Consider the following 26,187-nt stretch of genomic DNA (forward strand, 5'->3'; position numbering starts at 1 on the left):
CGGGGCTGCGTGGCCGCGGACGCCCGGCCACGTGAGCCCTGCCCGGTCGGCAGTTCGTGCCTGGATCGGCAGCTCAGACTGCCGATCCAGGCACGAACTGCCGAATGACGCGGTGGCCGCCGCCCGGGTCGTCAGCCGGAGACCGACCGGACGTCGGCGAGGTCGGCCTCGAGGAGCGCCGACCCGCCGGCCGGGCGGAAACCCATCGCGATGTTGATCGCCAGCATGTACGGGTTGTCCTCGTTGTTCCAGGTCCAGATCCGCTCGACGGCGGGCCAGCGGCGGACGTGCTCGCGCAGGTTGACGCACTTGACCAGCAGGCCGAGCCGGTGCCCGCGGTGCTCGGGCATGACGACGGTCGTCTCCTGCTCGGAGTACGCCGGGTGCTGAGGGTCGTGGTCCAGCAGCGTGGCCGCGACGAGCTCGCCGGAGGGCTCGTGCTCGACGCAGGTGGTGACGAACTGGTGGCCCACCGACCGGCCCTGCTCGATCTCGAACCGTAGCCGCTCGGCGTCCCAGTGCTCGGGCTCGAGGTCGAGGCCCGGATTCGGCTCGTCGATGGTGAGGCGTTCGATGAGGGCGGCGTAGCCGGCGAGCCACTCGTCGGGGATGTCGTCGTGCCAGACGTGCAGCCGGTACTGCGGCCCCGCGGCGGCGCGCGCCTCCTGCTCGAGGCGGGTGACGACGTCGTCGGGCGGGGGCAGGTCGAGCACGGAGCGCCGGGCGATCATCTTCAGGTCCAGGCCGGCGGTGCGGGCGAGGTGCAGGCCGGGCAGGTCGCCCGCGATGCGGCCGTTGCCGGTGGGGGCGACGACGGCGTCCGGGTCGTCGGCGGGCGGCTCGGCGCCGAACTCGACCTCGGCCATGAGGCGGGTGCGACCCTCGGTGCGGGCCCGGTCGACGACGACGTCCGCCAGCGCGGGGCCGATCCCCCGGCCGCGGTGGTCCGGGTGCACGGCGACGTGCACGAACGCGAGGTCGAGGTTGTCGTGGGTGTCGCAGATGACCAGCCCGTGGCCGAGGACCTGCAGCGCCTCCGGGGTGCCGCCGTCGGACGGGGCGCTGCCGGCGGTGGAGACGTCGTCGGCGGCGAGACCGTCGTCGACCGCGACGACGCGGTGCCGGCGCTGGTACCTCTGGTCGGCCATGGCGGCCCGCAGCGCGTCCGGGGTGGGTGCGCCGTCGGGGAGGCCGCGGTCGGCGAGCGCGACCCGGCGCTCGACCTCCGCGATCCCGCGGTAGGCCCAGGAGTCCGGGTGGTCGAGGGAGTCCACGTGCGGGGCCTCGACGATGCGCCAGTGCATGACTCCACCATGACCGGACGGTGGCGATCGCGCCAAGGAATTTCGCGCTCCACCAGTCACGACACATCGGGTGAGTGCCGCCCGCGCGGGTTAGGGTTCCTCACCGTGACCGAGCCGACCTCTCCCCCGCGAGCCGTCCTGCCTGTGCGGACGAGCCGCCTCGTGCTGCGCACGTACCGGGAGGACGACGTCGAGCCGATGCTGGCGTACTACAGCGACCCGGAGGTCGCGCGGTTCCTGCTCGAGGAGCCGTGGACGCGCGAGGAGGCCGAGGTCAACGTGGCGCGGCGGATGCTGCGCACCGGCGTCGACGGGCCCGGGTCGGCGCTGGCGCTCGTGGTCGAGCACGAGGGCACCGTCGTCGGCGACATCGCCCTGTGGACGACGGGGGACACGGCCTCGCGCGGCGAGGTCGGGTGGGCGTTCAACCCCCGGTACACCGGCCACGGGTACGCCACCGAGGCGCTGCGGTCGCTGCTGGGGATCGCGTTCGACCGGTACCGGATGCACCGGGTGGTCGCGCAGCTCGACGCCCGCAACACCGCTTCGGCGAAGCTCTGCGAGCGGGTCGGGATGCAGCGCGAGGGGTTCCTGCGCGCGGACTGGTGGTCCAAGGGCGAGTGGACCGACACCCTGGTCTACGGGATGCTCGACACCGACTGGCAGCGTCCCTGACCCCGTCGATGCGCATCGTCGCCGCCGCGCAGATGTCGATCGCGACCCGCGCGGAGCGACAGGCGGTCGTTGCTGCGGTTACTCGCGGATCCCGTCGCCCGGTCGAGTGACCCAGTCCCACCGGCCGGGCTCAGGAGCGAGTCTGCGCGGTTCGGGTCCACGTCCTCGCTTCTCCGTCACGGCTGGTCTTTCTGCGACCTGCGCGTACAGCACTCGCACTCCACGATGAGGTTGGACCTCAGCAAGGCGGTGATCGAGCCAGGACTTCCTGTACGACCTCGTGGGGTGGTTGTCCAGGATGCAGGCGAAGGCGAGCGGCGGTTCGGCTCCTGGGTGACCCGCGTGGAACTCGTCGAGCATCATCGAGAGCTTCCACACGTCCTTGGCCACCTCCGTGTGGTCCAGGCCCTCGGCAGTGGTCGACGCGACCTTGAGCTCGGCGATCACCGCGAGCTGGTCGAGCACCGCGAGGCCGGTGCCGTCGGGAGAGCGGACCAGGCCGGCGTAGTGCGGCAGCTGGATCCCGGGAGCCCGCGTGACCACGGCATCGAGCCGTGCATGGCCGGAGCCGCCGAGCCTCGCCTTCCACGGGCTGTCCATGAACGTGTCGATCCGGAACGTCGGCTCGCGGCCGACGCGGTCTATCCCGAACTGCGAGATGAGGTAGTGCGCGAACCACGCCTGAAACGTCGCCTCCGGTGCGACGTACTGGCCGCACGTCGCGGCAAAGACGTTCCAGGCCGCTTCGAACTTGCGCGCCACGGGCTCCACGACGGGCAACGTCGGGTCAGCCTCCATGAAGGGATGATGGCGGGGGTGGTCCGGCCGTTGGTGGAGCGACTCGCCGTCATCGTCGAAGCTGATGCGCCGACGTTCGGCATCATCGCTCGGCGACTCGCTACGCGGCGTCAACAGCCGTGCGGACCTGGTGCTCGTGGGTCCGGCGGCATCGGCTGCTCGATCGTAGAATCGATTCGATGACTACTGCCGGGCCCGCCGTCGACCCCCGCCGCGCCACGATCATCCTGCTGGCGATGGCGTCCTCGACGTTCCTGTTCGTCACCGTCGAACAGCTCCCCGCGGGTCTGCTCACCCTCATGGCGCCGGACCTGGACCGCACCACGTCCGCGATCGGCCTGCTCGTCACCGTCTACGCGCTGGTCGTGCTCGTCTCCTCGGTGCCGTTGGCCCACCTCACCCGGCACGTGCAGCGCCGGTGGGTGCTCGCCGCCTGTGCCGGCGTCGCGGCGCTGGCGACCCTGTGGGCCGCGCTGACGCCGTCGTACGAGCAGCTCCTGGCGGCGCGCCTCGTCACCGCGCTCGCCCAGGCGCTGTTCTGGGTCGCCGTCGTGCCCGCCACGGCCGGACTGTTCCCGCCGGGCGTGCGCGGCAAGGCGATGGCTCGGCTCGCCGTCGGCAACTCGCTGGGGCCCGTGCTCGGCGTGCCGGCCGGGACCTGGCTCGGCGAGGCGACGTCGTGGCGGTGGTCCTTCGCCGCCGTCGCGCTGTTCTCCGCGCTCATCATGGTCGTCGTCATCGTGCTGTTCCCGTCGGTGTCCCCGCGGGCCGGCGGGGCGAGCGAGGCGCCGTTCCCCTCGATGCGCCGGTACGTGTCCGTCATGGTCGTCACCGTGCTCGCCGTGACGGGCTCGTTCGGGGTGATCACGTTCGTCACCCAGTTCCTCATCGACGTCGCCGGGTTCACCCAGAGCGACCTGCCGGGACTGCTCCTGCTGCAGGGCGGCGCCGGGGTGGTGGGCGCGCTGATCATCGGACGAGTCCTCGACCGGTGGCCCGTCGGGGCGCTCCTCGTCGGCCTGGGCGTGCTCGTCGTGGCGCTGCTCGGGCTCTGGGCGTTCGGGACCACGCCCGCGGCGGCGGTGGCGTTCCTGGCGCTGTTCGGCTGCTCGTTCTCCACCGTGCCACCCGTGCTCGCGCACCGCGTGCTGCTCGTGTCACCGCGCGGGACGAACATGGGCCAGGCGATCTCCTCCTCGCTGTTCAACCTGGGGATCGCCGGCGGGTCCGGGCTCGGTGCCCTGCTCGTGGCGCTCGTCGACGTGCGGTCCGTGCCGCTGGTGGGGGCGGGGGTCGTGGTGCTGGCGCTCGCCGTGGCGCTGCTCGAGGAGCGGACGAACCCGCCGCTCGGTTCGGTCGTCGAGCACGGGGTCGACGAAGCCTTGGCCGACGACGAGCGGGCCTGACGCCCGGCTGCAGCCCGGACGGCTACTCGGTGACCCGGAAGACGCCGTGCGCGCCGCGTTCGGCGTCGACCATCACGTGGGACAGGAACGGGTAGGAGCCCGCCTCGGGGAACACGAGCTCGACGAACCCGCCCTGGGACGCGGCCAGGGCGAGGGCCTGCGCACCGCCGTCGCCGCCGTCGCGCCGGTCGAGGCGATAATCACCCTCGGCCCAGACGGTGTCGAACTGGCCGCCGATGACGTGGAACGACGTGGACCGGTTCGGTCCGGCATCGAGCACCCAGACCCGTACCCTTTCACCGACCCGGGCCGGCAGGGGGCGGTGGTCGTACTGGTTGGCGTAACCGTTGAACACCACGGCGTCCGGCTGCTCGGCGGCGAGCTTGTCACCGTCGACCGACCCGTCCTGGTCGCCGAGGTAGAGCTCGGACTGGACCACGACGTAGCTGCGGTCGACCTCCGGCAGCCCGCGGGGTTCGACGACCACCGCACCGAACATGCCGTTGGCGATGTGCGCCGAGGCCGGCGAGGTCCCGCAGTGGTACATCCAGATCCCGGCCCGGTCGGCGTCGAACGCGTAGACCAGGGACTCCCCGGGGGCGAGGGTGCGCATCGGTTCGTCGGGGGCGAGCGTCCCGGCGTGGAAGTCGATCGAGTGCCCGATCGACCCGTCGTTGACCAGCGTGATCTCGAACCGGTCGCCCACCTGCCCGTGCAGCACGGGGCCGGGCATCCCGCCGTCGTAGGTCCACAGCTGTTGGGTGACGCCCGGGGCGACCTGGTGCAGCTCGTCCCGCACGGTGATCGTCTCGCGGTGCACCCGCGGTCCGTCCCGCGGGGGCAGCGGCGGCAGCGCCGCATCGCGCGCGCGGAAGTCGGCCGGCGGTGGGGCCAGGAGGTCGAGCGCTCCGGCAGCGGTCCCGGCGGTGCCGCCCCCGTCGTCGGTCGCGTCCGCACCGGCCGCGGGCTGCCCGCCGGTGACCTCGACGTGCAGCACCATGCCCCTCTGCCGGTGGCCGACGACGGTGCACCAGCCCTCGAGGTCACCCCCGACGACGCCGACGTCGAGCCGTTCGGTGGCGCCGGGGGCGAGCCGACCGGTGGCGGCGCCGTTGTCCAGGGCGAGGTCGTGCACGTCGTCGTCGGTGTTGGTGACCACGACGACCAGCCGGTTCCCGGCCGGTACCGAGACCGTCGACGGCGTGAACCGCATGTCCTGGGCCTCGATCTCCACGGTGGTGACCTCACCCGTCGGTTCGACGCCCGCCGCCTGCGCCGATCCGGGGGAGAGCGCCGCGGGGTCGACCGCCACCCCGACGGTGACCGCGAGCAGCACGGCCGCCAGGCCCGCGGCGGCCAGCCCGCGCGCTCGGCCGGGGGCGGTGGGGTCGGACGCCGGACCGGACGTCGCGCCGGAGGCGGGACCGACGCCGGACGCCCGGTCGGCGGCGGCCTGCGCCTTCGCCCTCCGCGAGGCCCGCACGGCGAGCACCAGCAGCGGGAGCGTGGCGGCCAGGGAGGCCAGCACCAGCACGGAGGCCAGCACCCGGACCGTGCTCGGCACCGGCAGCACGCACACCAGCAGTCCCGCGTTGGTCACGGCCACGCGCAGCGGGGCGGCACGGTCGAGGACGGCGTTGGCGGTGCGGACCGGAGCCGGCCCGCCGCCGAGCGCCACCGGCACCAGGTAGCCGAGCGCACCGAGCAGCAGCTGGGCGCCGAACCCGGCGGCCAGGAACGGCACCGACCACTCGAACCGCGTACCGGCCTCGGCCCAGGACGATGCCGTGCCGATGCCGAGGGTGAGCGCCATCAGGCAACCGACCAGCCAGGTCGTCGCGGCCACCGTCGACATCGCCGGGAAGGAGACCGGAGGTCGGCGCCGGGCCGGCGCGACCAGGGCGCGTCCCGCGATCACGAGACCGGCCAGGTAGCCGGCGATCCCGATCGCGGTGCCCAGGAGCGTCCCGGCACAGGCCGCCCCGGCGGCGACCAGGACCGAGCCGATCAGCACCGGCAGCGCGCGACGGGCGTCGCGTGCGGCGTCGGGCGCCATCCGGGTGCGCAGCATGGTCGGCCAGAGGGTGACGAGCGTGCCGACCACGGTGAGCCCGACCCAGCCGAGCAGGTTCACGATCACGTGCGCGATCAGGAGGCGGGTGTGCCACGCACCGGCAAGGTCGCGGGCCAGCAGCACCCCGAGCGTGGCGCCGACCGGCAGGAAGCAGGCGGCGGCGACGTAGTAGTGCACGACCCCCGTGAACCGCGCCGGCAGGGCGGCCCGCAGCCGGCGGACCAGGTCGGACCCGTGCCACAGCACCGCGGCCGCCACGCCGGTGGCGCCGAGCACGGTCACCGGCCAGAGGGCGGTCAGCACGCCGGTGATCACGGTGATCGCCCCGAGGTTGTGCAGCAGCAGACGTCGCGACTGCGGGCCGCGGTCCCCGGGCCGCGCATGCAGCAGGGCGTCGGTGAAGTGCCGGCTCCACACGAGGATCGCGTGGGTGAGCGCGCCGAGCAGCACCAGGTGCACCAGCAGCCAGCGCGGTGCCGGCATCCAGGGGTGCACCAGGGCCACGACGACGGCAGCGAACAGCCAGAGCAGGACCGGCAGGTCGCGCAGCGGCCAGAATCCGCGGCCGGGTGCCGCCGTCGACGCGGCGCGGGTGGCCGTCATCGGGCGCTCCGGGCAGGCGACGCGGTGCCTTCCCGGACGGGGGCGGTCATCGGCGGTTCTCCGCCAGGGCGAGCCGGCAGGCACCCGGTTCGGCGAACGGGACCAGGTCGGCGGCGTCGGGGTCGGCGCCGTACTCCTCCAACGCTCCCCGGGCGAGCCCGAGGTGCACCCCGCAGACCACGTCCGGGTACCGGTGGGCGGCCTCCAGCAGCGGGCACCGGGTGAGCCGCACGGTGGCGGCGCGGGCGTCCGCCTCGGGAGCGAACCCCATGCCGTCGAACATCTCGACCACCTCGCGCCGTGCCGCGGCGGCCGTCCGGTCGGGGGTGGCACCGCGCTGCCGGGCCAGGTCACGGCCCCACCCCTGACCGGCGGCGACGGCCTCGTCGACGGGGTGCGGACCGCGATGGATCGCCTCGGCCAGCGCGGTGGCGAGCCCGGCGTACTCCGAGGCGGCGTCCGGGTCGGCGTCGGTGGCCCGGTAGAGCCAGGCGGGCCGGCCGCGACCGGCCGGTGCGGCCGCCTGCCGTGTCGCCAGGCCGCGCTCGACCAGCGCGTCCAGGTGCTCCCGCACCGTGTTCTGGTGCAGACCGGCCGCGCGCGCCAGCGCCGCCGAGGTGGTCGGCGCCGCCTGGGCCCGCAGCGTCTCCAGCAGGGCGGCCCGGGGGCCGGACAGCGGACCGCCGCGGCCGACGGCGGGCGACGGGCCGAACCCGCCGCGGCGGGGGTCGTCGTGCCCTCCGAGATTTATCACGGTTCTGATTGTAGTAAATTGCCGAGGAGGAAGCGAACACGAACCGAAGGAGAAGACCATGTCCGACGTCGTCATCGCCTCGAGCGAGGCGGACGCCCGGGCGGCGGCCGCCGTCGAGGCCCACCACGCAGAGATGAGCGGGGCACTGGCCACCCTGACCGAGGCGCTCCTGGACGCCGCCGCGCGCTCCGAGCTCGCGGCGGCCGATCGCGCCCGCGAACAGCTGAGCGCCTGGTGCAGCGAGGAGCTCCTGCCCCATGCCGCGGCCGAGGAAGAGGCGCTGTACCCGGCCGCCGGGGCCACCACCGCAGGGCGGCTGCTCGTCGAGGCGATGCTCGCCGAGCACCGGCTCATCGCGAGCCTGGTCGGCGCGGTGCGCGACGGGGGTGCCGACGGTGACGGTGGTGCCGGTCGTGGCGCCGGCCTGGTCCGGGCCGCGGCCACGGCGACAGCGCTGCGCACGGTCTTCGAGTCCCACCTGTCCAAGGAGAACGAGCAGATCCTGCCGCTGCTCGTCCAGAGCCCGGGGGTGTCGGTCGCCGAGCTGCTCGCCGGCATGCACGAGATCCTCGGCGGGCCGGCGGCCGCCGCTGCCGACGACGCCGGCGGCTGCGGGAGCGGGCACACCTGCGGCTGCGATGCGGCCGAGGAGTCCGGACATCCCGAGCTGGACGCCCGGGCGATCCCGCACGCCATCCGGCACGCGACCATCTTCGGCGCGCTGGAGACGGTGCGGCCCGGCGCCGGACTCGTGCTGGTCGCCCCGCACGACCCCCTGCCGCTGATCGCCCAGGTCACCGAGCGGTGGCCCGACCGATTCACCATCGAGTACCTCGAGAGGGGGCCGGAGACCTGGCGGCTGGCGTTCGTGCGGGACTGAGCGCGGCGCCGCTCGTCCCCGCGCTCGCAGGTCCCGCCAATTGCTGGCGCTCCGCGAGGACCCGGTCGGAGGTTTCGTCGAAGTCCAGCGGCTCCACCATGGGCCAGGCGATCTCCTCCTCGCTGTTCAACCCGGGGATCGCCCGCGGGTCCGGGCTCGGGGCGCTGCTCGTGGCGGTCGTCGACGTGCGGTCCGTGCCGTCGACGAAGCGCTGGCCGACGCCGGGTGGGGTGACCTCTGACCTTCGAGGGACGAATGACGCGAACCAGGTCTGCCGACAGCGTCCGGCCGATCCGGCACGAATCCGACGCTCCCGATAGGGGACCTAATCGAAGAAGCAGGCCACCTCCCTCCCAACGACGGTGATCGTCGAGGCGCGCGGTGACCGGGTGAAGTTCGAATCAACAGGACTGACGCCGCTGACGGATGTGCGATACTGCCCATACAAGCGCAAACCGGACACCCGTCCAGAGCCAGATCGTGCTATACGGGCTAGGGCCGAGACTGACCCATTACGGGCTGCGCAGTTGGAGCCTTTGGCCGTGAATGGAAGGACAATCGTAGTGGGATCCGTTTACGTCGATCAGATCGCACCCGACGGCTCCCTCCTCAAGGAAAGAGACCCAAGACTCAGTGAGGCCGCCAAGGTCGAATTGCTCCTTGGGGCGCTCCCAGGCGCCACCCGTGATACCTACCATGGTGAACGAGTCATCCGCTTCAAGGATCAGATCATCCTCAAGAAGCAGGTGACCCATCTAGGTAAGCCATGGCCCGAGTTCAAGAAGCGAATTCAGATACCTCACCGATGGCTTGATGTCGCACGCCACGCATCACACGACAGCCTCCGGACCCGCTTCGTGGGCATCTACCACTTCGGCGATGTCACGATCTTTGTCGACTTCGACCCCACCGGTTACCTGGGTCGAAAGGCTAACAACTCCGCCGCCCACGTCTGCACGAACGACCTTCACCAGGCACAGACTCTGGGCACGTTCTCCCGGGTCGACCGCAACGGCAATCGACTGACGAGCGTCAGGTACGACCAGTTCGCACAGCACCTGCAAGGTTCTGGCACTGAAGTCCCTCGACTAGAAGCCTTCCGGCGGTTCAACGACGAGTTTCTGCTCGGACAGCAGATCGAGTCGCTTGACGCCGTCAAGGAAATGCATGCCGCGAATTGGCCCGATGCATTCCAGAGCGAGTGGCCAGGATTCTATCTGGAGCAGCAGTTCGACCGCTTCATCAGGGTTAACGGCCTGAGCGACCTCGTCAGGTACCAGAAAGCCAAGAGGAGTACGCAGCTCGACTACGATCTTGTCTTCCCCACACGGGATGTCGCCGACTATTACGGCGATCTCAAGGCGTCGAATCTCGCCGCCAAGGAATCTCCGGGCAACGATCTGGAGGACCTGCGGCGCTGCATAGAAACTTTCGGACGATTCTGGTACGTCGTCTACGAACACGAAACCAAACATGCTCGGCACAACGACAACTCGGCCACGATCGCCTGGAACGAGTGGCGACGTTCCGTGGGATACCATGCGTCATCACGAAAGGCCTACGACGAACTGTCCTACGCCAAGAGGTTCAAGGAATCTGTTCGATTCGTCAAGATGCTGATCCTGGAAGTGAACGCTGCGAACTTCGACGTCGTTCTGAGGACATTCGCTCAAGGCAAGCAGCCAGATGGCTCCGCCCGCGCCCTTAAAGTCATGATCAACAAGAAGGTCATCGACAACTTCCTAATCTTCTGGGCCACGGCTCCAGGGTATTCCGATAACGGTGCACTGGGCGACGTCGAAGAGCTAATCGAACCGTGAGACTCGCCTCGCGCCAAATGTAAGGAACCCATACGGGGGCCTATTCAGAGCACCTCAGCCTTTCAGTATCGAGGTGAGCACCAGGCCCACGATCGATGCATTTACGCGCCCCGCCAGACAGGGCGCGATGGGCCCCAAGTCTTCAGGCCGGTGAAGAATCTTGCCGAAGGCTCTTGCCGCCGATAGCAATTGACGCAAGCGAACCCTTTCCGACGCGCCATGCTTCTTCAGTCCGATCCGACTGCAGCGAGCGCGGGCTCCTCCAGATCCAAGGTCGGCGTGAAGGGGTCCATTCGTTCGAGGATTGCATCAGGGCTCCGAGGCGCTGACAGAACAGCCGCGATGAGTTGCCGTCCCTCAGGCGTCGTCCTCAGAATGTCCCGGTCACGCTCGACGTGCTTGCGCAGGATGTACCAGACTGCACCAACATTCACACCGTTTCCCAACTGCTTGTAGGTCTCGGCATCTCGGCGGTTGGTCGAGAAGTCGAACCATTCAGGAAGGCCCTGCAGGCGCGCCGTTTCTCGCGGCGAAATCCGACGCCGGCGCGGACCGATGATGGAGGTCTGGGTAATGGCTACTAGGGCTGGCAAGTAGGTCGGCCGCTTCGCACGAATCCCCGAAGGCCGAAAGTGCATCACGGTGTCCCAAAGGCGCGGGGTGTCCTGCGCCTGCCACTCGAATTTGCGCCTCGACGCAGGAAATGCAGCGGTGAACACGCCGTGCCTCTCCGCCCATTTGTCCAGGATTCCACGGTGCGCCTTGTAGAAAGCGTAGTTCTTCTCGAGGTGCGACCGCTTCCAGGCAGGTGTCCCTGGTGGGATCGGTTCACCGTAGTCCTTCCACGAATCCGCCCAGAACGGAAATCCTGGAAGACGCGCGCCCTCTCGACGCTCGTACATGATTTGCACAAAATCGTCCCAAGCATCGATCCATCGGACCTCAGCTTCGGTCAGCTCGCACCCTGGGATGATCTCTGAGTCGTCGAGCAGTGGCTCCAGATCCCAGTCCTGCTTCTTTGGGTTCCAGCCGTCGATGAGTTCACCCTTCGCCACGACCGGTTCGATCGGATTGGGCTTTTTGATTTTCGACGGGTTGTATGTAGCGGTAATGAATATCCGCTCTCGGACCTGGGGTCTTCCGCCCCGGTCCGGCGGCAGCATGTGCGGCGAGAGAATTGCCGGCTCGTCCGCGACTCGGTAGTCGAGGCCGCGAAGGGTGTCTAGGATTACTTGCCACTCATGCTCGTGGTTGGGCCCGACGAGGTTACGGACGTTCTCCAAAACCACGACGGACGGCCGCTGCTTCTCGATGATCTTCGCGATGTTGAAGAACAACGTTCCCCGGGCCTCTTCCATGCCGCGCTGAGCACCGCTCTTCGAGAACGCCTGGCAAGGGAATCCGCCCACAAGGACGTCATGCGGGTCAACGAGCACCTGATCGTCGTTGGCGTCCTTCGTAATATCACCCAGAGCAGGGTGGCCCCAGTTGCGCTCATAGACCGCGGCAGCGGCCTCGTCGATCTCGACGGCATAGATGTGCTCGCCCCCATACGCGCGCAGGGCGGCCGCGAAGCCGCCGATTCCGGCGAATAGGTCGACGTACCGGAACGGCGCGGTACTCGTCGGCGTGTCTGTCATGCGGGCCAGCTTAGCCTGTTCCTCTGACACCGTGGGCCACCTCCACGCTGCCTGTGGAAAAGTCCACATCGATGCACCGAGGTGACCTGCGCCGCTCTCGCTGGCCAGCCCCGCGTCGGCCTGTGGGCACGCTCCGCGATCCGTCAGCGCTTGCTGTCGAGGTGGCGAGTCTGCCGGACTCCGGCCCTCCACACCCTTGCGGGTCGGACCCCTTCGACGCCCCAAGCCGTGCTGCACTCCGCCCCGAGCATCGTCGCGGCGCTCCTCGTGATCGCCCCTCGGGCAAGCACCGCAGGGCCAGAGCGTCCGCTGAACTCGCGGATCCCGGAGCCGACGGCGCACACATGGGCCCATTGGGCACTCTCACGAGCACCGCCGGTCCAGCGGGTGGCAGTTGGTCGCGGTTGACGGAGACCGGCGCCGGGGCCCGGGCCGGGACCGGGGCCGGGGGCACCCTCTTGGACGCCTACCTAGGCCTGCAGGAAAGCATGGATCGCCTCCGCGACCTTGGTGCCCAGCGCGATCGGCACCGCGTTGCCGATCTGCTTCGCGACGTCCGTCTTCGACCCGCACCAGAGGAAGTCCTCGGGGAACCCCTGGAGCAGGGCCGCCTCGTAGTGCGTGATGGGCCGATCCTCCGTGGGGTGCAGATAGCGCCCCTTCTCCGGCTTGAAGAATTCCGTCCGGATCGTCACGGACGGTGCGCCCAGTCGTAGCCTCCCCATCACGTCGCCGGAGCCTGCGTCGTGACCGTCCCACACGACGGTGGAGAGGTACTCGAGCTCGGCGCGCCTGAGGTGCCGTCCGTCCTTCACGTCGACGCGGAACGACTCGGTGCGATGCCGGCCCGACTGCGGGACCGGCGGCACACTCTCGGCGTCCACGGTGATGTTCAGTTCGCGTGAGCCCGGTGCGCCGTTCTCGACCACCCGGTATCTCCCGTCCACAAGAAGCTCCCCGTTGGTGTCACGGAAGTCGTCGGACTTCTCGACGATGACCTCGTCGGACCCGTCCTCGAAAGTGCACCTGTAGCGACCGCGGAGATCCTTCCTGTTACCTCCCGGAGGGATCGCGCGGTACCGGGCCCGCGAGACCGGTTCCGGGCGTCTCGTGATGTGCAGTTCCCCGGTTCGGAAAGCCGGCGCGTCCCTGCCGAGGATCTCCCGGGCCAGGTCGCTGAGCTCCTGCCCGCCGTCGAAATCCGTGGCCGTCGGGGTCTTGCGCATAGTGGCGTCGAAGACCTCGTCGGCCGTCCGCCACGGCCTGCGCGGGCCGACGTCCAGATCGAACCCTCCGCGGCTCCGGATGTGAGTCGGTTCCGGGTAGCGGAAGTCGGCAGCTCCTGCGGAACCGTCGTCCCGAACGCCGATCACGATCGCTCGGCGCCGCGCCTGCCGAGCCCCGTAGTCCGCAGCGTTGAGCAGATAGCGACGTGCCAGGTCCGGGTCGATGTGTTCGCTGTACGTCCCTGTCGGCGAGGCGAGCCGGTAGTCGGAGAGCTTGTCCTTCCCCATGCGGGCCTGCAGGTCGGCGAACTCGGGGGACCTGACGAACCGATCCACGTTCTCGATGACGAAGATCCTGGGCTGGACGTGCTCCACCACCCGGATGAACTCCTGCCACAGCGTGTTGCGCTCGGCACGAACCCTGTTCCGGTTGAGCCCGGAGAAGCCCTGGCACGGTGGGCCTCCGACGACGACGTCGATGTCACCCAACTCCTCGGTCGGGTCCCACCCGACGATGTCCCGGCAGTAGACCTTCGGCGTCGCGCCACCCGTCACCCGCGGTGAACCTGCGGCGAAGTTCATCGCGTACGTGGCGGCGGCGGCGGTGTCCCACTCCACGGCCCCCACGGTGCGGAAGACCGGAGGCCCTCCGGGTACCGCACGGAACTGGTGGAAGCCCTCCGTCAGCCCGCCGCAGCCGGCGAACAGGTCCAGGACCCGGATCGGTTCTGGGGACTCCCCACCATGCGTCATGCTGCTCATCCTAGCCGGCTGCCGGCCTTTAGCTGACCTGTGCATTCGCGTCCCGCCGAGACGTCCGCCACGAACCGGTGCCGACCGGCGGCCCGGCGTCCGCGACATGACGCTAGCGTGGCGTCATGGCACAGGTCGGACCGCACCCCGGGGCATCGAGTCCCGACGTGAGCCTCCGCATGAGCGCCGCACGCCGTCGGGACACCAAGCCGGAGGTGGACGTCCGCAGGCTGCTGCACGCGCAGGGCCTGCGGTACCGAGTGGCGTACCGGGTGCCAGGGAAGCCCCGACGCACGATCGACATCGCCTTCACGCGTGCCAAGGTCGCCGTGTTCCTGGACGGCTGCTTCTGGCACGGCTGCCCGGAGCACGGCACCCTGCCGCAGGCCAACGGTGCATGGTGGGCCGAGAAGCTCCGGGCCAACCACGACCGCGACCTCGACACGACGGCCCACCTCGAAGGCGAGGGTTGGCTCGTCCTCCGATTCTGGGAGCACGAGTCACCGACCGCGGTGGCCGACACCATCGCGGCGGCGGTCAGGTCGCGCCGAGAGCCGCCCCGATCCTCTCCACGTCCGGGGTGACCATCGTCCAACCGGCGGACTCCAGCTCCCGGACCGTGTGCTCCGACATCTCCGGCGTCGTGACCGCCACCTTCCGGTCCGGCCACGCCAGCGAGAGAGGAATCCCGTCGAGCACCTCGTCCCCGAGAGTCGGTACCGGCACGTCGGGCAGTCGGCGGGCGATCTCACCGGCCAGTGCGGCCTCGGCAACCGTGGCGTTGGCGAGCGAACCGTTCCACGCACCGTCTCCGGCGTCCCCGGTCATGCCGCCGAGCGCACCGACGATCCCGCTGCCGAGGTGCTCGAGGGGCCCGACGATCGAGAGCCTGTCGAGGTAGATGTTCCGGTGCTCGCAGCTCGTCTCCGGCAGGAGGAGGCACGCGTGGCACGCCGCCATGTTCAGCCCGTCGGAGCCCGACGACCCGGATTCCGCGCACACCGGGTCGTGGGAGCACCACTGCGCCCGACCGGTCGCCGCCATCACGATGTCCGCGAAGAGTTCCGCGTCCGCGAGCGCCGCCAAGCCGCCGAGGCTCCCGGCGGCGTCCGACGACGCCGTGTAGACGAGGAGGCCCGCCTGCCCGGGCTCGGCATAGATCCGCTCGCGCAGGGATCCCACCGGGTATCCGGCGTCGAGGCTGAGCTCCTGGAGCAGCGCGTGCGCCAGGGAGTGGATGGCGAGGAAGCGGGCGCTCGGCCCCTCGGCCACGGGTGCGCCCGACTCCGTGGCACGCCGGCGCAGAGCCTCGTCGAGCAGGGCCTCGCGCTCCTTGGCGAAAGCACCGGTCTCCCAGCGGGTGACGGCGTCCTCGTCGAGCCTGACGAAGATCCCCTCGCCCAGGACCTCGGTGGCGGGCAACCACGCCGGGCGGTTCTCGCTGAGCCGGGCGAGACGGGGGTCGGTGGTGTCCGTGGGCATCGGCGTGACCCGCGAGAAGCCCTCCAGGGCGCGCACCTCGCGAAGACGGGTGGCCTTCGAGACCTGTGCGACCAGGCCGCTCAGGCGCGGGTCGTGCTCGACGCGGACGCACTGGAAGGAGTCGTGCGCCCCGCCGTCGTTCCCGTCGATCAGCGCGCGGTACTCCTCCTCGCGCAGGTCCTTGTCCGACGGGGGCGTGCCGGTGTCGAGCCCCTTGCGCTGACGCAGCACGTCGGTGACCCCGTCGACCGTCAGGCCGGGCTTCCCGGTGATCATCTGAGGAAGCGCGGCGGAAAGAGCCTCCATCGGCAGGTGCTCCAGCACGCCCCAGTGGGTGGTCACGAACCGGGAGTTGGGACTCGACCACGGAGGGATGGAGATGCTGGAGCGCACGGCACCGAACCAGACGTTCGAGGAGCCGCGCTGCAGGGCCCGCAGCTGCTTGTCGCACTGCTCGTCGGGCGCCGCGGGAAGCCAGGGTCGCTTGCCGCCGCACCGCTTGATCTCGGCCAGGGCACCGCGGGAGAAGGAACCGTCGAGATTGTAGGGCTTCACGCCGCAGGAGCAGCTGACGACGACGTCCGCGAGGGACGAGGACGCGCCCTTGGCCTCGAGCTTCATCCGATGTTCCCCGCCCGCGGCCGCGGTCCCGCGATGGACCCACTGGAAGTACGGGAAGTCCTCGATGTGCCCGTTCTCGCAGCACGCGACGAAACGCGAGGGGGCGATGTCCCGGACGCAGTCCGGGCACTGCATCTTCTTGGCGTCGAACTTCCAGAAGCGGTCGAGCCGCCGGCAACCCGGGCAGTAGTGGTACACCGGGAACCGGACGACCGGGACGTCCCCGGACCTCTTGCCCGTCGCGGGTGCCCGGAAGCTGTGGACGCCCAGGGAACGCGCCAGTCGCGGTTCCTCGACGGTCGGCGACCACTTCTCGTCCCACTCGTCGATGCCGCAGATCATGAAGCTCTGGTCCCCCGCGGGGAACAACGAGCCGATGCCGTAGGTCGTGACGAGCTGGCTCTGTCGGGCCTTGGGGCGCTCACTCGTCGCCATCGTGGACCACCGCCTTGGTCTTCCTGGTCGAGATGATCTTGAGGGTGCTCTCACGGTCGACGTTCCGCAGACTGGTGAGCGTCGGCCACGGGGTCTCCTGCGGAGGAAACGTCTCGAGGAGCGCCACGCCGTCGGAGGCGTCGGACGTCGCACCGGCCATGGTCATGAGCCCCTTGACGTCGTCGCGCTGCATCGGCCAGCGGGGGTACTGCAGGACCGCCTCGTCGTCCACGCCCTCCTCCCACTGCTCGACGAGGGCGTCGAGGGCCTCGCGCACGTCCCGGGCCGTCGCCTCCCCCGCCACGGCGCGTGCGCGGTCGACGACGACCTCGGCCACGGAACGCAACCCGTCGGACTCCACGGGAACCCTCACCGACTTGTCGCCCGCCGCACCGTCGAGGACATGACGGGCGAGGATCACGAGCAGACCGTGGAGCCCCCGGTCCAACGCCCGCGGCGCGAACGGCGTCGCGCCGGTCGCCTCCACCTGCCGGTAGAGGGCTCGGTGGTAGGTGGTGAACGACTCGTAGTGCGAGAGGTCGCGCGACCTGGACGCGTTGAAGAGGGTGAACACCAACCCGGGATGGCGCCGGCCGACGCGGCTCGTCGACTGGATGTACTCCGACGTCGTCTGCGGCTGCCCCATGACGGCCATCAGCCCCAGCCGGTCGACGTCCACACCGACGGAGATCATGTTCGTGGCCAGCACGACGTCGGGGCTGGCGGGATCCGGCATCGGCGTCTGCAGCGCCTTGAGCTCCTCGGGGATCTCGCTGGACTTCTTGCGCGAGGTCAGCTCACGGGGGTCCCGCGTCTCCCGCTTCACCGAACCGTTCCGGCCGGCGACGACGCCGATCCTGTCGCGGACGTCGTCGATCGACTGGATGTAGGCGGCGCCCAGGACCCGCAGGCTGTTGAAGTAGCCCAGGATCGTCCAGTAGGCGTCCTTCACCTCGTCCGGGGCGTCCAGGTCCTTCGCCCCCTGCAGGAGGGCCGCGTAGGTTCTCACCAGCAGCGTCGCGTGGCTCGTACCGGGGGCCATCAGACCCACGTACCGCCGGGTGCCCTTCTCCTCGGCGGAGGCGTCGACGGCGAAGAACGAGTCGTCCGCGTCGATGCCCGGTGGCGGGAACTGCGCCGAGGGCCGGTTGAAGACCGCCTTCACCTGCCCGGCGGCACGACGGATCGTGGCCGTCGAGGCGACGAGCTTGGGACGCGCTCCGCTACGCCGGTCGGTGGCGAGATGATCGATCGCCGTCTCGTAGAGACCGACCAGCGTGCCCAGCGGACCCGAGATCAGGTGCAGCTCGTCCTGCACGATGAGGTCCGGCGGCGCGTCGTGGCCGGATCCGAACAGACGTCCGGCCTGCTCCCGCCAGGCGAGCATGGCGAACTTGTCGACCGTCCCGATGACCAGCGACGGACGCTCCCTGTACACGTCCGAGTCGACGAGATGCACCGGAAGACCGTCGCCGCCGTGGAACCGGCAGTCGACGCCCGGGCACCGCACGGTGACGCGATCCGCGTACCTGTCCACCTCGTAGTCGTCGGCCCTCAACGTGCTGCCGCACCACGGGCAGTGGAGCAGCTGGACCGGGTCACCCCCGTCACCCGCGTCCTCGCCCATCCTGCGCTTGCGGATCGCCTTCGCCGCCGCCTTGGTGTCGTTCGGGGTCGCGCCCTGACCGACCCACAGCCCGAGGGAGAACGGGGCTCGCTCGCGGAGTTCCGGGTCCTGTCCGCGGAAGTCCTCGAGCGCGCAGATCAGTCCGGCGGCTCGTTCGAACTGCTGCAGCGTCAGCAGCCGCAGCGTGTAGCGCATGATCACGCCGACCCCGGCACCGTCACAGTCCTCACCGGCCCCGCGGAGGCGCCGGAGCACCAAGGAGAAGGCGATCAGACCGAGGTACGCCTCCGTCTTGCCGCCTCCGGTCGGGAACCACAGCAGATCCGCGAGGTCCCGGTCGGCGCTCTCCGGGTCGGAGAGACCTTCGAGGTTCAGCAGGATGAACGCCATCTGGAACGGCCTCCAGGCGCCGACGACGGGCGTCTGGGCTGAATCCGCGCCGTTGCGGACGAGCTCCTGGCGGACCCTCTGCTCCTGCATGACGAGGTTCATCACCCGGAAGGCGCGCTCGACCTCGGGATCACTGCCGATCAGCTGGACGCCCCGGGTCATCCGCGCCGCGGCCGTCCGCGCGTCGTCGAGATGACGCCGTGCGGTGGCTCGGTGCGCGTCGGAGAGGTCGGCCAGCTTCTGCTCCTGGCCGGTGATCCACTCCTCGTAGCGCCCGACGAGCCCCTCGAGCGGGCCCCGCAGGGCGTCGCCGTCCGGCGCCTCGCCGAGCAGCGACATCCCGAGGCCCGGGACGTCGTCCCGGTCCGCCTTGGCCAGGCGGAGGTCGTGCCGCGGGAAGAAGGTCGTCCACAGGTCCGTGACGGTCCGGCTCTCGTCCCAGGTGACGGCGACCCCGTGCCCGACCGCCAGGTGACGCTCCGACCTGTACAGGAGATCGCCGCTCAGCTCGTCGGGGTCGCGATGGCCCGATCGCGTCCGAGGGCTCCGATCGGCGAACTCGCCGTCCTCCGTCCGGACCCGCAGGACCGGGCGGAACCAGCTCAACGCGTCGGACCTGCCCTTCTCGGGACGGACCTTGGTGTTGACGAGGACCAGGGTCACGCTGACGACACCGTCCCGGGGCGGCCGGACCACGACGCGCAGCTCGAGCCCCTCGGCCACGGTCGTCCGGTTCGTCGACGGGCCGAGCAGGTCGATCGTGACGGGGTCGGGCCGCTCGCTCACGAGCTGCCACCGGTCGTGCCGACGTGCGTGGGCACGACTCGCGACGTCCCCTTCATCCGTCGCGGCGTCCGGCTGCGTCCCGACCGGCTCGTAGCGATCCGCCTCGATCTCGACCACGAGCCGCTCCGTCGACGCGGTCACCCCGCACGTGAGCCCCATCGTCGAGGGGTACCGCAGATGGGCGAACGACACCCCGGGGTCGTAGTCGGCGTCCGGCGCCGTCCCCGCCTCACCGTCCGGCGCCTCGTCCGCGACCTCCACGACCGCCGCGCCGTCGGACGCCTGCGGGTAGAGGATCCCGACGACGAATCTCTCGAGCGGCTCCTCGAGGAGGACGGCGTCGTCGGACGATCCGTGGAGGTCCGCGACGACGGCGTCGACCATTCGCTCTCGGGCCTGGTACCAGGGGTCGAGGTCACGCACGCTGGTCTCCCTTCCAGTCGAGGTCGAGCAACCCGGCGGTCACCGGGGCGAGCCACAACCCGTGCACGCCGACAGGGCCGGGCTGAGGGTTGCCGACGACCGTCGCCACGGACTCCACGCGAGCACCGGAGAGTCGTGGCCAACCGTGGCGGCCCTTTTCGATCGTGCGGATCCGGGCGACGAGGTCGTGGCCGAAGGCGGCCGACGTCCGTGCGACGGCCACGCCGTCGTGGAGGAGGGTGTAGACCGGCAGGGTGAGGGACGAGCGGTCCAGGTCGAGCGCGAGCTCGAGCCGGTCACCCGGGCGAACGACGGTCGCGAGGCGGTTCTGCGCCTCCGCCGGGTCGAGACCTCCGGGTTCGACGGTGTCGACGTCGTCGACGCGGATCTCGAAACCGAACGTCTGCCACTGCTGACGTCCTCTCCGGTACCACCGGCGCGTTCTGGGGTGTCTGCTCAACCAGCGGTCGTCGGGACCGGTGGCCCGGGCGATCAGGTCACGGGCGCGGGTGACCGCGACGAACCGGGTCCTGCCCGCTTCATCAGGTTCGACGTCGTCGCTCCGCCATGGCTTGTCGGGGAAGTCCACGAGGACGACGTTGTCGAACTCCAGGCCTTTGGCACGGTGCACAGTGGAGACCACGATGTCCGCCATCGGTTCGTCGATCAGATCGCGCACCAGTGAGCCCGGCATCATCAGACGTCTGGCCAGCGCCTTGACGTCGATCTCCGTCCCGCGACCACCCACGACACCCCGCGTCGCGCGCCAGAGCACGGCGGCGTCGACGTCCGGGAGGACGTCCGCGGCCCGGGACAGGAACTCGTCGCGGTTGACGGACGCGGTCGGCGCGGCGCCCAGCGCACGCGCGACCCACCCGGCCAGCACCCGTTGCTGCGCACCACGCCTCAGCTCGACCCGGTGCCCGTGGTCCGCGACCTCCCGGGCGACCAGCATCGCCTGACCGTTGTCGGCCGTGAGGAAGGCCGTCGTACCTGGCCACCGGTCGGCCATCACGACGGCCTCGACGATGTCACCGACCGGGACGATCTCTGCCTCGAAGTCGGCGACCTCCTCGGAGCCGCCCGCCTCGAGCACGCGTGATCGGAGCGCGGCGGCCGCCCGGGCGTCACGGCTCGTGGCCCGGTACTGACCGGTGAGCACCCGCTCCTCGACTCCCCGCATCTCCCGGACGCCGCGCAGGAGGTCCGCGGACGTCGTCCTCGAGCGAGGGCGCCGGCCGCTCGGGTCGGGGCGGATCTGGAAGTCGTAGATGCCCTGGGCGGGGTCGCCCAGGAGGCTGAAGCCGGCATCACCGGGAAGGTGTTCGAGCATCGCGAGCAGGAAATCGGCACGGACCCCGACGACGTCCTGCACCTCGTCGACGACCAGGTGCTCGACGTCCTCGAGGACCTCGTCGGCCTCGCCGTCCCGCAGGAGCCGCGTCGCCAGGGAGACACGGGCGTCGAAGTCCAGGCCCTCTCCGCCGTCATCGGCGTGGTCACGGACGATGCGTGTCGCCAGCGAGTCGAGCGTCCTGATCGTGACCGGTTCAGCACCGTGCAAGCGGCGCCTGGCGTCAGCGGCGTGGACCGCCGCGTTGGAGAAGCTCACGACGAGGATCCCGTCGTCGGGGTCGACGCCCTCCTCCTCGATCAGACGGTCGACCAGGGCCGAGACGACCTCCGTCTTTCCCGATCCCGGACCTGCGACGACGACCTGTCGCGCATCCGCCTCGACCTCCACCGCGGCCCGCTGGCTGTCATCCAGCGCGATCGCGTCCGTCATCGCGACCACAGGTACTCGAACTCGTTGAAGGCGAGCATGTCGCCGTACTTCTGGAAGTTGTCCCGCACGTTGACGATGAGGACCTCCTCCGACCCTCCGTTCTTCGGTCCGCGGAGACCGCGTCCGATCATCTGCTGGTAGACGTTCGGCGCGAACGTCGGGCGCGCGACGAACACCGCCTGGACCTTCGGCGCGTCGAACCCCTGCGTCAGCACGTTGTAGTTCGTGAGGACCCTGATCCGCCCCGCCTTGAACTCCTCGACGTAGTGCCTGCGGGCCGCGGACTCGGTGTCCGAGGAGATCGACACAGCGGGGACACCGCGGTGCGACAGCAGGGCAGCCATCACCCGTGAGTTCTCGACCGAGGGCGCGAACGCGATGACGGTCCAGTCCTCCGGCAACTGCGCGATGGACTCGACGACACGGAGTGTGCGGCTGAGGTCGCCCCCGAGCCGCTCCGTCACCGCGGAGGGGAGCCGGCGGAGCTTCTCGATCTCGTCGACGTCGGTCTCGGTCAGTTCCACGTCGGTGCCGTCGATGACGACCTGACGGACCGAGGCGAGAACTCCCTGCTCCTGCAGTTCCGGATAGGGGTCGTCCGCATGGTTGAAGGAGCCTCGGTCCAGACGGTTTCCGTCGTACCGCTTGACCAGCCGCTCGGTCTCGTCGTGAGAGGTACCGCGGAACGGTGTCGCTGTCAGCCCGATGAGCGGCCGACGAACGTCCTCCGAACGTCCCCTCGCCCCGCGGCCGAGCCACTCCAGGACCTGCGTGTACGAGGACGCGATGGACGTGTGGGCCTCGTCGACGACCACCACCGACGGCTGGCGCAGCCACTCGTAGCTCGAACCCGCCCGGTCCTTGACGGACCGGAGCTTGTCGATGCTGGCCACGACGAGCTGGAACGCCCCGGGCTCCTCCGGCACGTCGTTGCTGGCCCACAACCGGCCGAGCCGCATCGGCACCTGCGGACCGATCGCCCGCCAGACGTAGGTCCAGCTCTCGGCAGCCTGCTCGCACAGCTCGTCGGTCTGCGCGATCCAGACCAACGGCTTGGAGATGTCGATGTCGCCGTCCCGCACGCCGTTGACCAGTGCTTCGACCGCGACACGGGTCTTGCCGGCGCCCGTCGGCAGGGACACCATGCCGCGGTCGGGGCCGACCGCCCGCAGGAGACTCTTGATCCGGTCGGTGACGTTCTCCTGGTACTTGTGCAGGTCACCCAGCACCGCCGGACCGTCGATGACCTCGACGGCCGGCCGCTGCGAGGAGGGGAACCCCGCCCAGTCCGCGGGGAACCCGTGCGAGGTGACCCAGTGGCGGGTGATCCGCCGACCGGCCCACTCCTTGGGCGGTTCGAGCCCGGCGTCCTCGAGGGCGATCCTCAACGACTTGAGGATCCCGACACCGTGGACGGCGCGCGCCAACGCCGCGATCTCCTCGGACCGGACCCCTTCCGGCCGGCTCTCCAGGGCGTCCAGGGCCTGCTTGGGCACGATGCGTCGCAGCGCCTCCTCACCGACCGCCTCCAGCAGCCTCAGGTCGTCGCTCGGCGCCCTCCTGATCTTCTGGCGACGCTGGTTGACCTCCGACCTCTCCATCTCGTCGAAGATCTTGGCGACCGCACGTCGATCCAGACCGAGACCGAGCGCCTCCGACGCCTGGGCGAGTCGCTCGGCGGCGTCGGTGGCGGTGACGTGGACGACCTGGTCCTCACGCAGCGCGGTGATCGGCTTCGCCTTCTGGCCCTGCGGCGTGGCGATCATCCTGACGATCCGCGAGCAGGGCTGGAGCTGCACGTCACGGTCCTCGGGCGCGAGCCGGAGCTTCAGGGGCGGAAAGGCGTCGGTGAGGTAGAACGGCTCACCGGAGCGCTCCACGACGATCTCCTCCTGCAGCAGGTCCTTGCCCGGCTGCAGGCCCCAGAACTCGATGAGCCTGTCGACGTCCTCGGAGTCCGAGACCAGCAGCGCGGGCGCCATCGCCTCGATCATCGAGGAGTAGACCGCGGGGTCGTCGGTGATCCCGACGTGTGCACGTTCGACGCTCTGCCGTCCGCGGCCGACCCGGACCACCAGACGTTCGGGGTCGAGGTTGCCGGCGAGCCAGGTGTAGAACTCGGACCGCCGGGCGTCGTCGTCCTCCGAGGTCGTCCATGAGTCCGCGACCGCCTTCATCATCTCCCAGTCCCCCGGGGTGAAGGCCTCGAAATCCGTCCGGAGACCGATCGCCTCCGCGAGCTGGTCGCCGACCTCGAAGACGGGCAGGACCCGCGGATCGAAGGAGTCGTTCGCCGCCAGGACCTGGTGCGGCGGAAGCAGCCCGAACGTCGTGGCCAGCAGGCCGAACTTTCGGACGAAGTAGATCTCCGGAGCACCCACCCGCAGCGTGCCGTAGCTGCTGTTGGTGGTGTGCCGGACGGTCCAGGCGTCGGGCTTTCCTCGCGCCAGGATGTGCCGGGTCGCCGCGGCGCGGGCGTCCTTGCTCATCTCCAGCAGGGGCTGGAGCGGCCAGGGCGGCGGAGCGCCGTCCACGACCAGTTTCGCGCGGTCGGGCCGGGGCCCCGACTGGCCCTCGATGAACTTGTCCCTGACCTCCTCGTCGTACGCGTGCAGCCAGCTCTCCTGAGGCGCGTCGTGCCGCCAGGCGGGGGCGTCGACAGCCCCGATCTCGCGGAGCAGCTCCGTGTCGGCCCGGTGGAAGCGAGGATCGATGAGCCGGTCCCGGTCGCGACTCCCGTCGGCCGGGACGATCGCGCCGCCGAGGAACGCGCTGCTCGGGGGAACCCAGGTACCGGCCGCGGTACGGACGCGGGTGTGGAGCTCGAGCCGGAGGCCCAGGTCCTCACGAAGGATCTGCAGTGCCGTCGTCAGGGGGATGTCCCGCAGCACCTCCCAGATCCGACCCCAGACCGCGTCTGGCCGTCGGACGAAATCGCGCTGCTTGGCACGGGTCAGGAGCGCCCGCAGTTCACCGCTGCGATCCATGACGACGACGCCCAGCTTCGCGAGCGCCTCCCGGACACCGGGCATCGCGGCCAGTTCCGGGTCGACGAACTCCACGTCGTCGCGGTCGTCGCCCGCGACACGGACGAAGACCTTGCCGCGCGTGGGCGCCCGGAAGGTGCCGTCCTCCAGTCTGACGATCGGTGCGTTGGCCAGGCCCCGCTGAGCGCGGACCCGAAGCCTCTCGTCATGCCGCCCGACGTCGTCGACGATCAGAGCGGCGACCCGGATGGCCTCGGCCGACTCCTCGACGGTCCCGTGGCGGACGAGCGCTCCGAGCCACTCGTCGATCCCGGCGTTCCCCTCGTCGTCGGCACCTTCGCAGCCCAGCAGGCGTCGGACCTTCATCCTGCGCTCGGCGTTCGAGTTGACGTCGGGGTGCACCCATCTGTCCCGAGGGGCACCCGGCACCTCCGCCCAGGCCTCCGTCCACCGGGCCGGGATGTCGCCTGCCCAACGGAGTTCGGACGGGACGTGGAGGACGCCGTCCACATCGGGCAGGCAACGGACCGCACGCATGCGTTCGAACACCGGCTGGTTGACCACATCGTCCGCCCAGCCGCGGCTCTCCCTGCCTCGCGCCGGGAGCACGTCGAGCGCCTTCACCGGGTCATCGGTCCGGTCGAAGGCGATGACGACGTCACCCACGAGGCGCGGAACGACACCGCGGAGAATGCCCTCGTTGAAGTCACCCGCCAGGAGTCGGGTCCGGTCGTCGCTGAGCTTCCACGGAGCGTTCACGATGCCCGAGAGCGTCGTCCGCTCGCGCGTCGCGAAGTACGCCCAGAACGATCCGTCTCCGGCGCCGGGCGGGATCGCGACGGCGTACCGGACAGTCACCTCGTCACGAGCCGCGACGTGGCCTCCGTCGACCAGTTCCCTCGCGTTCGGGCGGTGAACGGTGCCCGCGACAGCCCAGGTCGAACTCGTACCGCCCGTACGGAGCGTCGTCAGGAGTCCGCCGTCCCGCTCGGCCACGACCTCGCGGACCGCGCCCCACCCCCGGTTCGCGACCGGGTCCTTCGGCTCTGCCAGGTTGCGAAGGATCGCTCGCTTGATGTGCGGGGAGAACAGCACGAACGCCGCAGAGAAGTCGTAGAGCCGTCGGGAGATCGGAACCCATGAGGTCGACAGCGGCAGGACGACGACCGTGCTCGCCCAGTCCATCAGCTCCGCGAGCTGCGGGTCGGACGCGGCCTCCGCCGCCGGGTCGATCAGTCTCGAGAGACGCATCGTCGGGTACGCGGTGGACTCGTAGCCCTCGCCCCGGAGCATCTTCTCCGACCATTCGCGGTCGAACCCGAACGACACCGACCGGCTGAGCACCTTCGGCGTCTCCGAGACGGCCAGGACCGACTTGAAGCCGATGCCGAACTTGCCGACCGCCTCGTCGTCCTTCGTCGAGATGTCGGAGGCCATGATGGAAAGCAGGCCGGCCTCGTCGAACGGCTTGCCGTCATTCGCGACGTACAGCGCGGTCCGGGTCAGGACGACCTCGATGCGCTCGCCGCCGTGGCGAGCGGCGTCGACCGCGTTCTGGACGAGCTCCTCGAGCTGACGGTCGTTGTATCCACCCGACGAGATCCGGAGCTCGTTGTTCGCGTCCTGCTCGACGCGGCTCGGATCCTTCTCGTAGACCTCGAGACACCGATCGGTCTGCTCGGCCACGACATCCGCGAGGCGTGAGGCGCCTCTTTCC

General features: G+C 70.2%; 15 protein-coding genes. 5 read left to right on the forward strand and 10 right to left on the reverse strand.

What is annotated here, in order from left to right:
- Positions 1 to 131: 131 nt before the first annotated feature.
- Positions 132 to 1,304 carry a GNAT family N-acetyltransferase gene (locus Q6350_RS03465; RefSeq protein ID WP_305065208.1) on the reverse strand — a complete coding sequence of 391 codons (1,173 nt, stop codon included), beginning with the start codon at positions 1,302 to 1,304 and terminating at the stop codon, positions 132 to 134.
- Between the two features lie 162 nt (positions 1,305 to 1,466).
- Between Q6350_RS03465 and Q6350_RS03470 the strand changes: the two genes are divergently transcribed.
- Positions 1,467 to 1,979: a GNAT family N-acetyltransferase gene (locus tag Q6350_RS03470; RefSeq protein ID WP_305065210.1), complete on the forward strand. Its 513-nt coding sequence runs from the start codon at positions 1,467 to 1,469 to the stop codon at positions 1,977 to 1,979.
- A 78-nt stretch (positions 1,980 to 2,057) separates the two neighbouring features.
- Here Q6350_RS03470 and Q6350_RS03475 read toward each other — a convergent pair whose 3' ends face one another.
- Entirely contained in the window at positions 2,058 to 2,777 is a 720-nt protein-coding gene (locus Q6350_RS03475) for a hypothetical protein (protein ID WP_305065212.1), read from the reverse strand.
- A gap of 179 nt (positions 2,778 to 2,956) precedes the next feature.
- Between Q6350_RS03475 and Q6350_RS03480 the strand changes: the two genes are divergently transcribed.
- On the forward strand, positions 2,957 to 4,183 hold the full coding sequence (locus Q6350_RS03480) for an MFS transporter (RefSeq protein WP_305065214.1): 1,227 nt from the start codon (positions 2,957 to 2,959) through the stop codon (positions 4,181 to 4,183).
- Positions 4,184 to 4,205: 22 nt separating this feature from the next.
- Here the strand turns inward: Q6350_RS03480 and Q6350_RS03485 are convergent, their stop codons facing one another.
- Together Q6350_RS03485 and Q6350_RS03490 are read right to left on the reverse strand one after the other, a co-directional pair.
- Positions 4,206 to 6,860 carry a multicopper oxidase domain-containing protein gene (locus tag Q6350_RS03485; RefSeq protein ID WP_305065216.1) on the reverse strand — a complete coding sequence of 885 codons (2,655 nt, stop codon included), beginning with the start codon at positions 6,858 to 6,860 and terminating at the stop codon, positions 4,206 to 4,208.
- Positions 6,861 to 6,906: 46 nt separating this feature from the next.
- Complete coding sequence (locus Q6350_RS03490) at positions 6,907 to 7,614, reverse strand: metalloregulator ArsR/SmtB family transcription factor (protein WP_305065218.1); 708 nt, start codon at positions 7,612 to 7,614, stop codon at positions 6,907 to 6,909.
- Positions 7,615 to 7,672: 58 nt separating this feature from the next.
- Here Q6350_RS03490 and Q6350_RS03495 point away from each other — a divergent pair, with 58 nt between their 5' ends.
- Both Q6350_RS03495 and Q6350_RS03500 read left to right on the forward strand, forming a co-directional pair.
- Entirely contained in the window at positions 7,673 to 8,494 is an 822-nt protein-coding gene (locus tag Q6350_RS03495) for a DUF2249 domain-containing protein (protein WP_305065221.1), read from the forward strand.
- 563 nt (positions 8,495 to 9,057) lie between these two features.
- Entirely contained in the window at positions 9,058 to 10,314 is a 1,257-nt protein-coding gene (locus tag Q6350_RS03500) for a hypothetical protein (protein WP_305065223.1), read from the forward strand.
- 227 nt (positions 10,315 to 10,541) lie between these two features.
- Here Q6350_RS03500 and Q6350_RS03505 read toward each other — a convergent pair whose 3' ends face one another.
- Positions 10,542 to 11,954 carry a DNA cytosine methyltransferase gene (locus tag Q6350_RS03505; protein WP_305065225.1) on the reverse strand — a complete coding sequence of 471 codons (1,413 nt, stop codon included), beginning with the start codon at positions 11,952 to 11,954 and terminating at the stop codon, positions 10,542 to 10,544.
- Positions 11,955 to 12,424: 470 nt separating this feature from the next.
- Complete coding sequence (locus Q6350_RS03510; protein WP_370375358.1) at positions 12,425 to 14,041, reverse strand: DNA cytosine methyltransferase; 1,617 nt, start codon at positions 14,039 to 14,041, stop codon at positions 12,425 to 12,427.
- Positions 14,042 to 14,112: 71 nt separating this feature from the next.
- Here Q6350_RS03510 and Q6350_RS03515 point away from each other — a divergent pair, with 71 nt between their 5' ends.
- On the forward strand, positions 14,113 to 14,517 hold the full coding sequence (locus Q6350_RS03515) for a very short patch repair endonuclease (RefSeq protein ID WP_305065227.1): 405 nt from the start codon (positions 14,113 to 14,115) through the stop codon (positions 14,515 to 14,517).
- Here the strand turns inward: Q6350_RS03515 and drmB are convergent.
- Genes drmB through Q6350_RS03535 form a run of 4 tightly spaced genes read right to left on the reverse strand, consistent with a single transcriptional unit; the run spans position 14,471 to position 26,156 of the window.
- Positions 14,471 to 16,471 carry a DrmB family protein gene (drmB, locus tag Q6350_RS03520; RefSeq protein ID WP_305065229.1) on the reverse strand — a complete coding sequence of 667 codons (2,001 nt, stop codon included), beginning with the start codon at positions 16,469 to 16,471 and terminating at the stop codon, positions 14,471 to 14,473. The genes Q6350_RS03515 and drmB overlap by 47 nt on opposite strands.
- Positions 16,458 to 19,697: a helicase-related protein gene (locus Q6350_RS03525; RefSeq protein ID WP_305065231.1), complete on the reverse strand. Its 3,240-nt coding sequence runs from the start codon at positions 19,695 to 19,697 to the stop codon at positions 16,458 to 16,460. Before Q6350_RS03525 ends, drmB begins: the two co-directional genes overlap by 14 nt.
- Positions 19,690 to 21,483: a UvrD-helicase domain-containing protein gene (locus tag Q6350_RS03530; RefSeq protein ID WP_305065233.1), complete on the reverse strand. Its 1,794-nt coding sequence runs from the start codon at positions 21,481 to 21,483 to the stop codon at positions 19,690 to 19,692. Before Q6350_RS03530 ends, Q6350_RS03525 begins: the two co-directional genes overlap by 8 nt.
- The gene (locus Q6350_RS03535; protein WP_305065235.1) at positions 21,480 to 26,156 is read right to left on the reverse strand and encodes a sacsin N-terminal ATP-binding-like domain-containing protein; all 4,677 of its coding nucleotides are present in this window, start codon (positions 26,154 to 26,156) and stop codon (positions 21,480 to 21,482) included. The genes Q6350_RS03530 and Q6350_RS03535 overlap by 4 nt, the downstream gene beginning before the upstream one ends.
- Positions 26,157 to 26,187: the final 31 nt, after the last annotated feature.

Origin of the sequence: Isoptericola sp. b515 (assembly GCF_030588125.1) — a bacterium.
GTDB classification, from domain to species: domain Bacteria; phylum Actinomycetota; class Actinomycetes; order Actinomycetales; family Cellulomonadaceae; genus Isoptericola; species Isoptericola sediminis.

Excerpts from the sequence above, each read along its gene's own strand:
- Q6350_RS03485 (WP_305065216.1), bottom strand. The coding sequence starts at position 6,860 with ATGACGGCCACCCGCGCCGCGTCGACGGCGGCACCCGGCCGCGGATTC.
- Q6350_RS03480 (WP_305065214.1), top strand. The coding sequence starts at position 2,957 with ATGACTACTGCCGGGCCCGCCGTCGACCCCCGCCGCGCCACGATCATC.
- Q6350_RS03505 (WP_305065225.1), bottom strand. The coding sequence starts at position 11,954 with ATGACAGACACGCCGACGAGTACCGCGCCGTTCCGGTACGTCGACCTA.
- Q6350_RS03515 (WP_305065227.1), top strand. The coding sequence starts at position 14,113 with ATGAGCGCCGCACGCCGTCGGGACACCAAGCCGGAGGTGGACGTCCGC.
- Q6350_RS03530 (WP_305065233.1), bottom strand. The coding sequence starts at position 21,483 with ATGACGGACGCGATCGCGCTGGATGACAGCCAGCGGGCCGCGGTGGAG.
- Q6350_RS03475 (WP_305065212.1), bottom strand. The coding sequence starts at position 2,777 with ATGGAGGCTGACCCGACGTTGCCCGTCGTGGAGCCCGTGGCGCGCAAG.
- Q6350_RS03465 (WP_305065208.1), bottom strand. The coding sequence starts at position 1,304 with ATGCACTGGCGCATCGTCGAGGCCCCGCACGTGGACTCCCTCGACCAC.
- drmB (WP_305065229.1), bottom strand. The coding sequence starts at position 16,471 with ATGGCGACGAGTGAGCGCCCCAAGGCCCGACAGAGCCAGCTCGTCACG.
- Q6350_RS03510 (WP_370375358.1), bottom strand. The coding sequence starts at position 14,041 with ATGTCGCGGACGCCGGGCCGCCGGTCGGCACCGGTTCGTGGCGGACGT.
- Q6350_RS03495 (WP_305065221.1), top strand. The coding sequence starts at position 7,673 with ATGTCCGACGTCGTCATCGCCTCGAGCGAGGCGGACGCCCGGGCGGCG.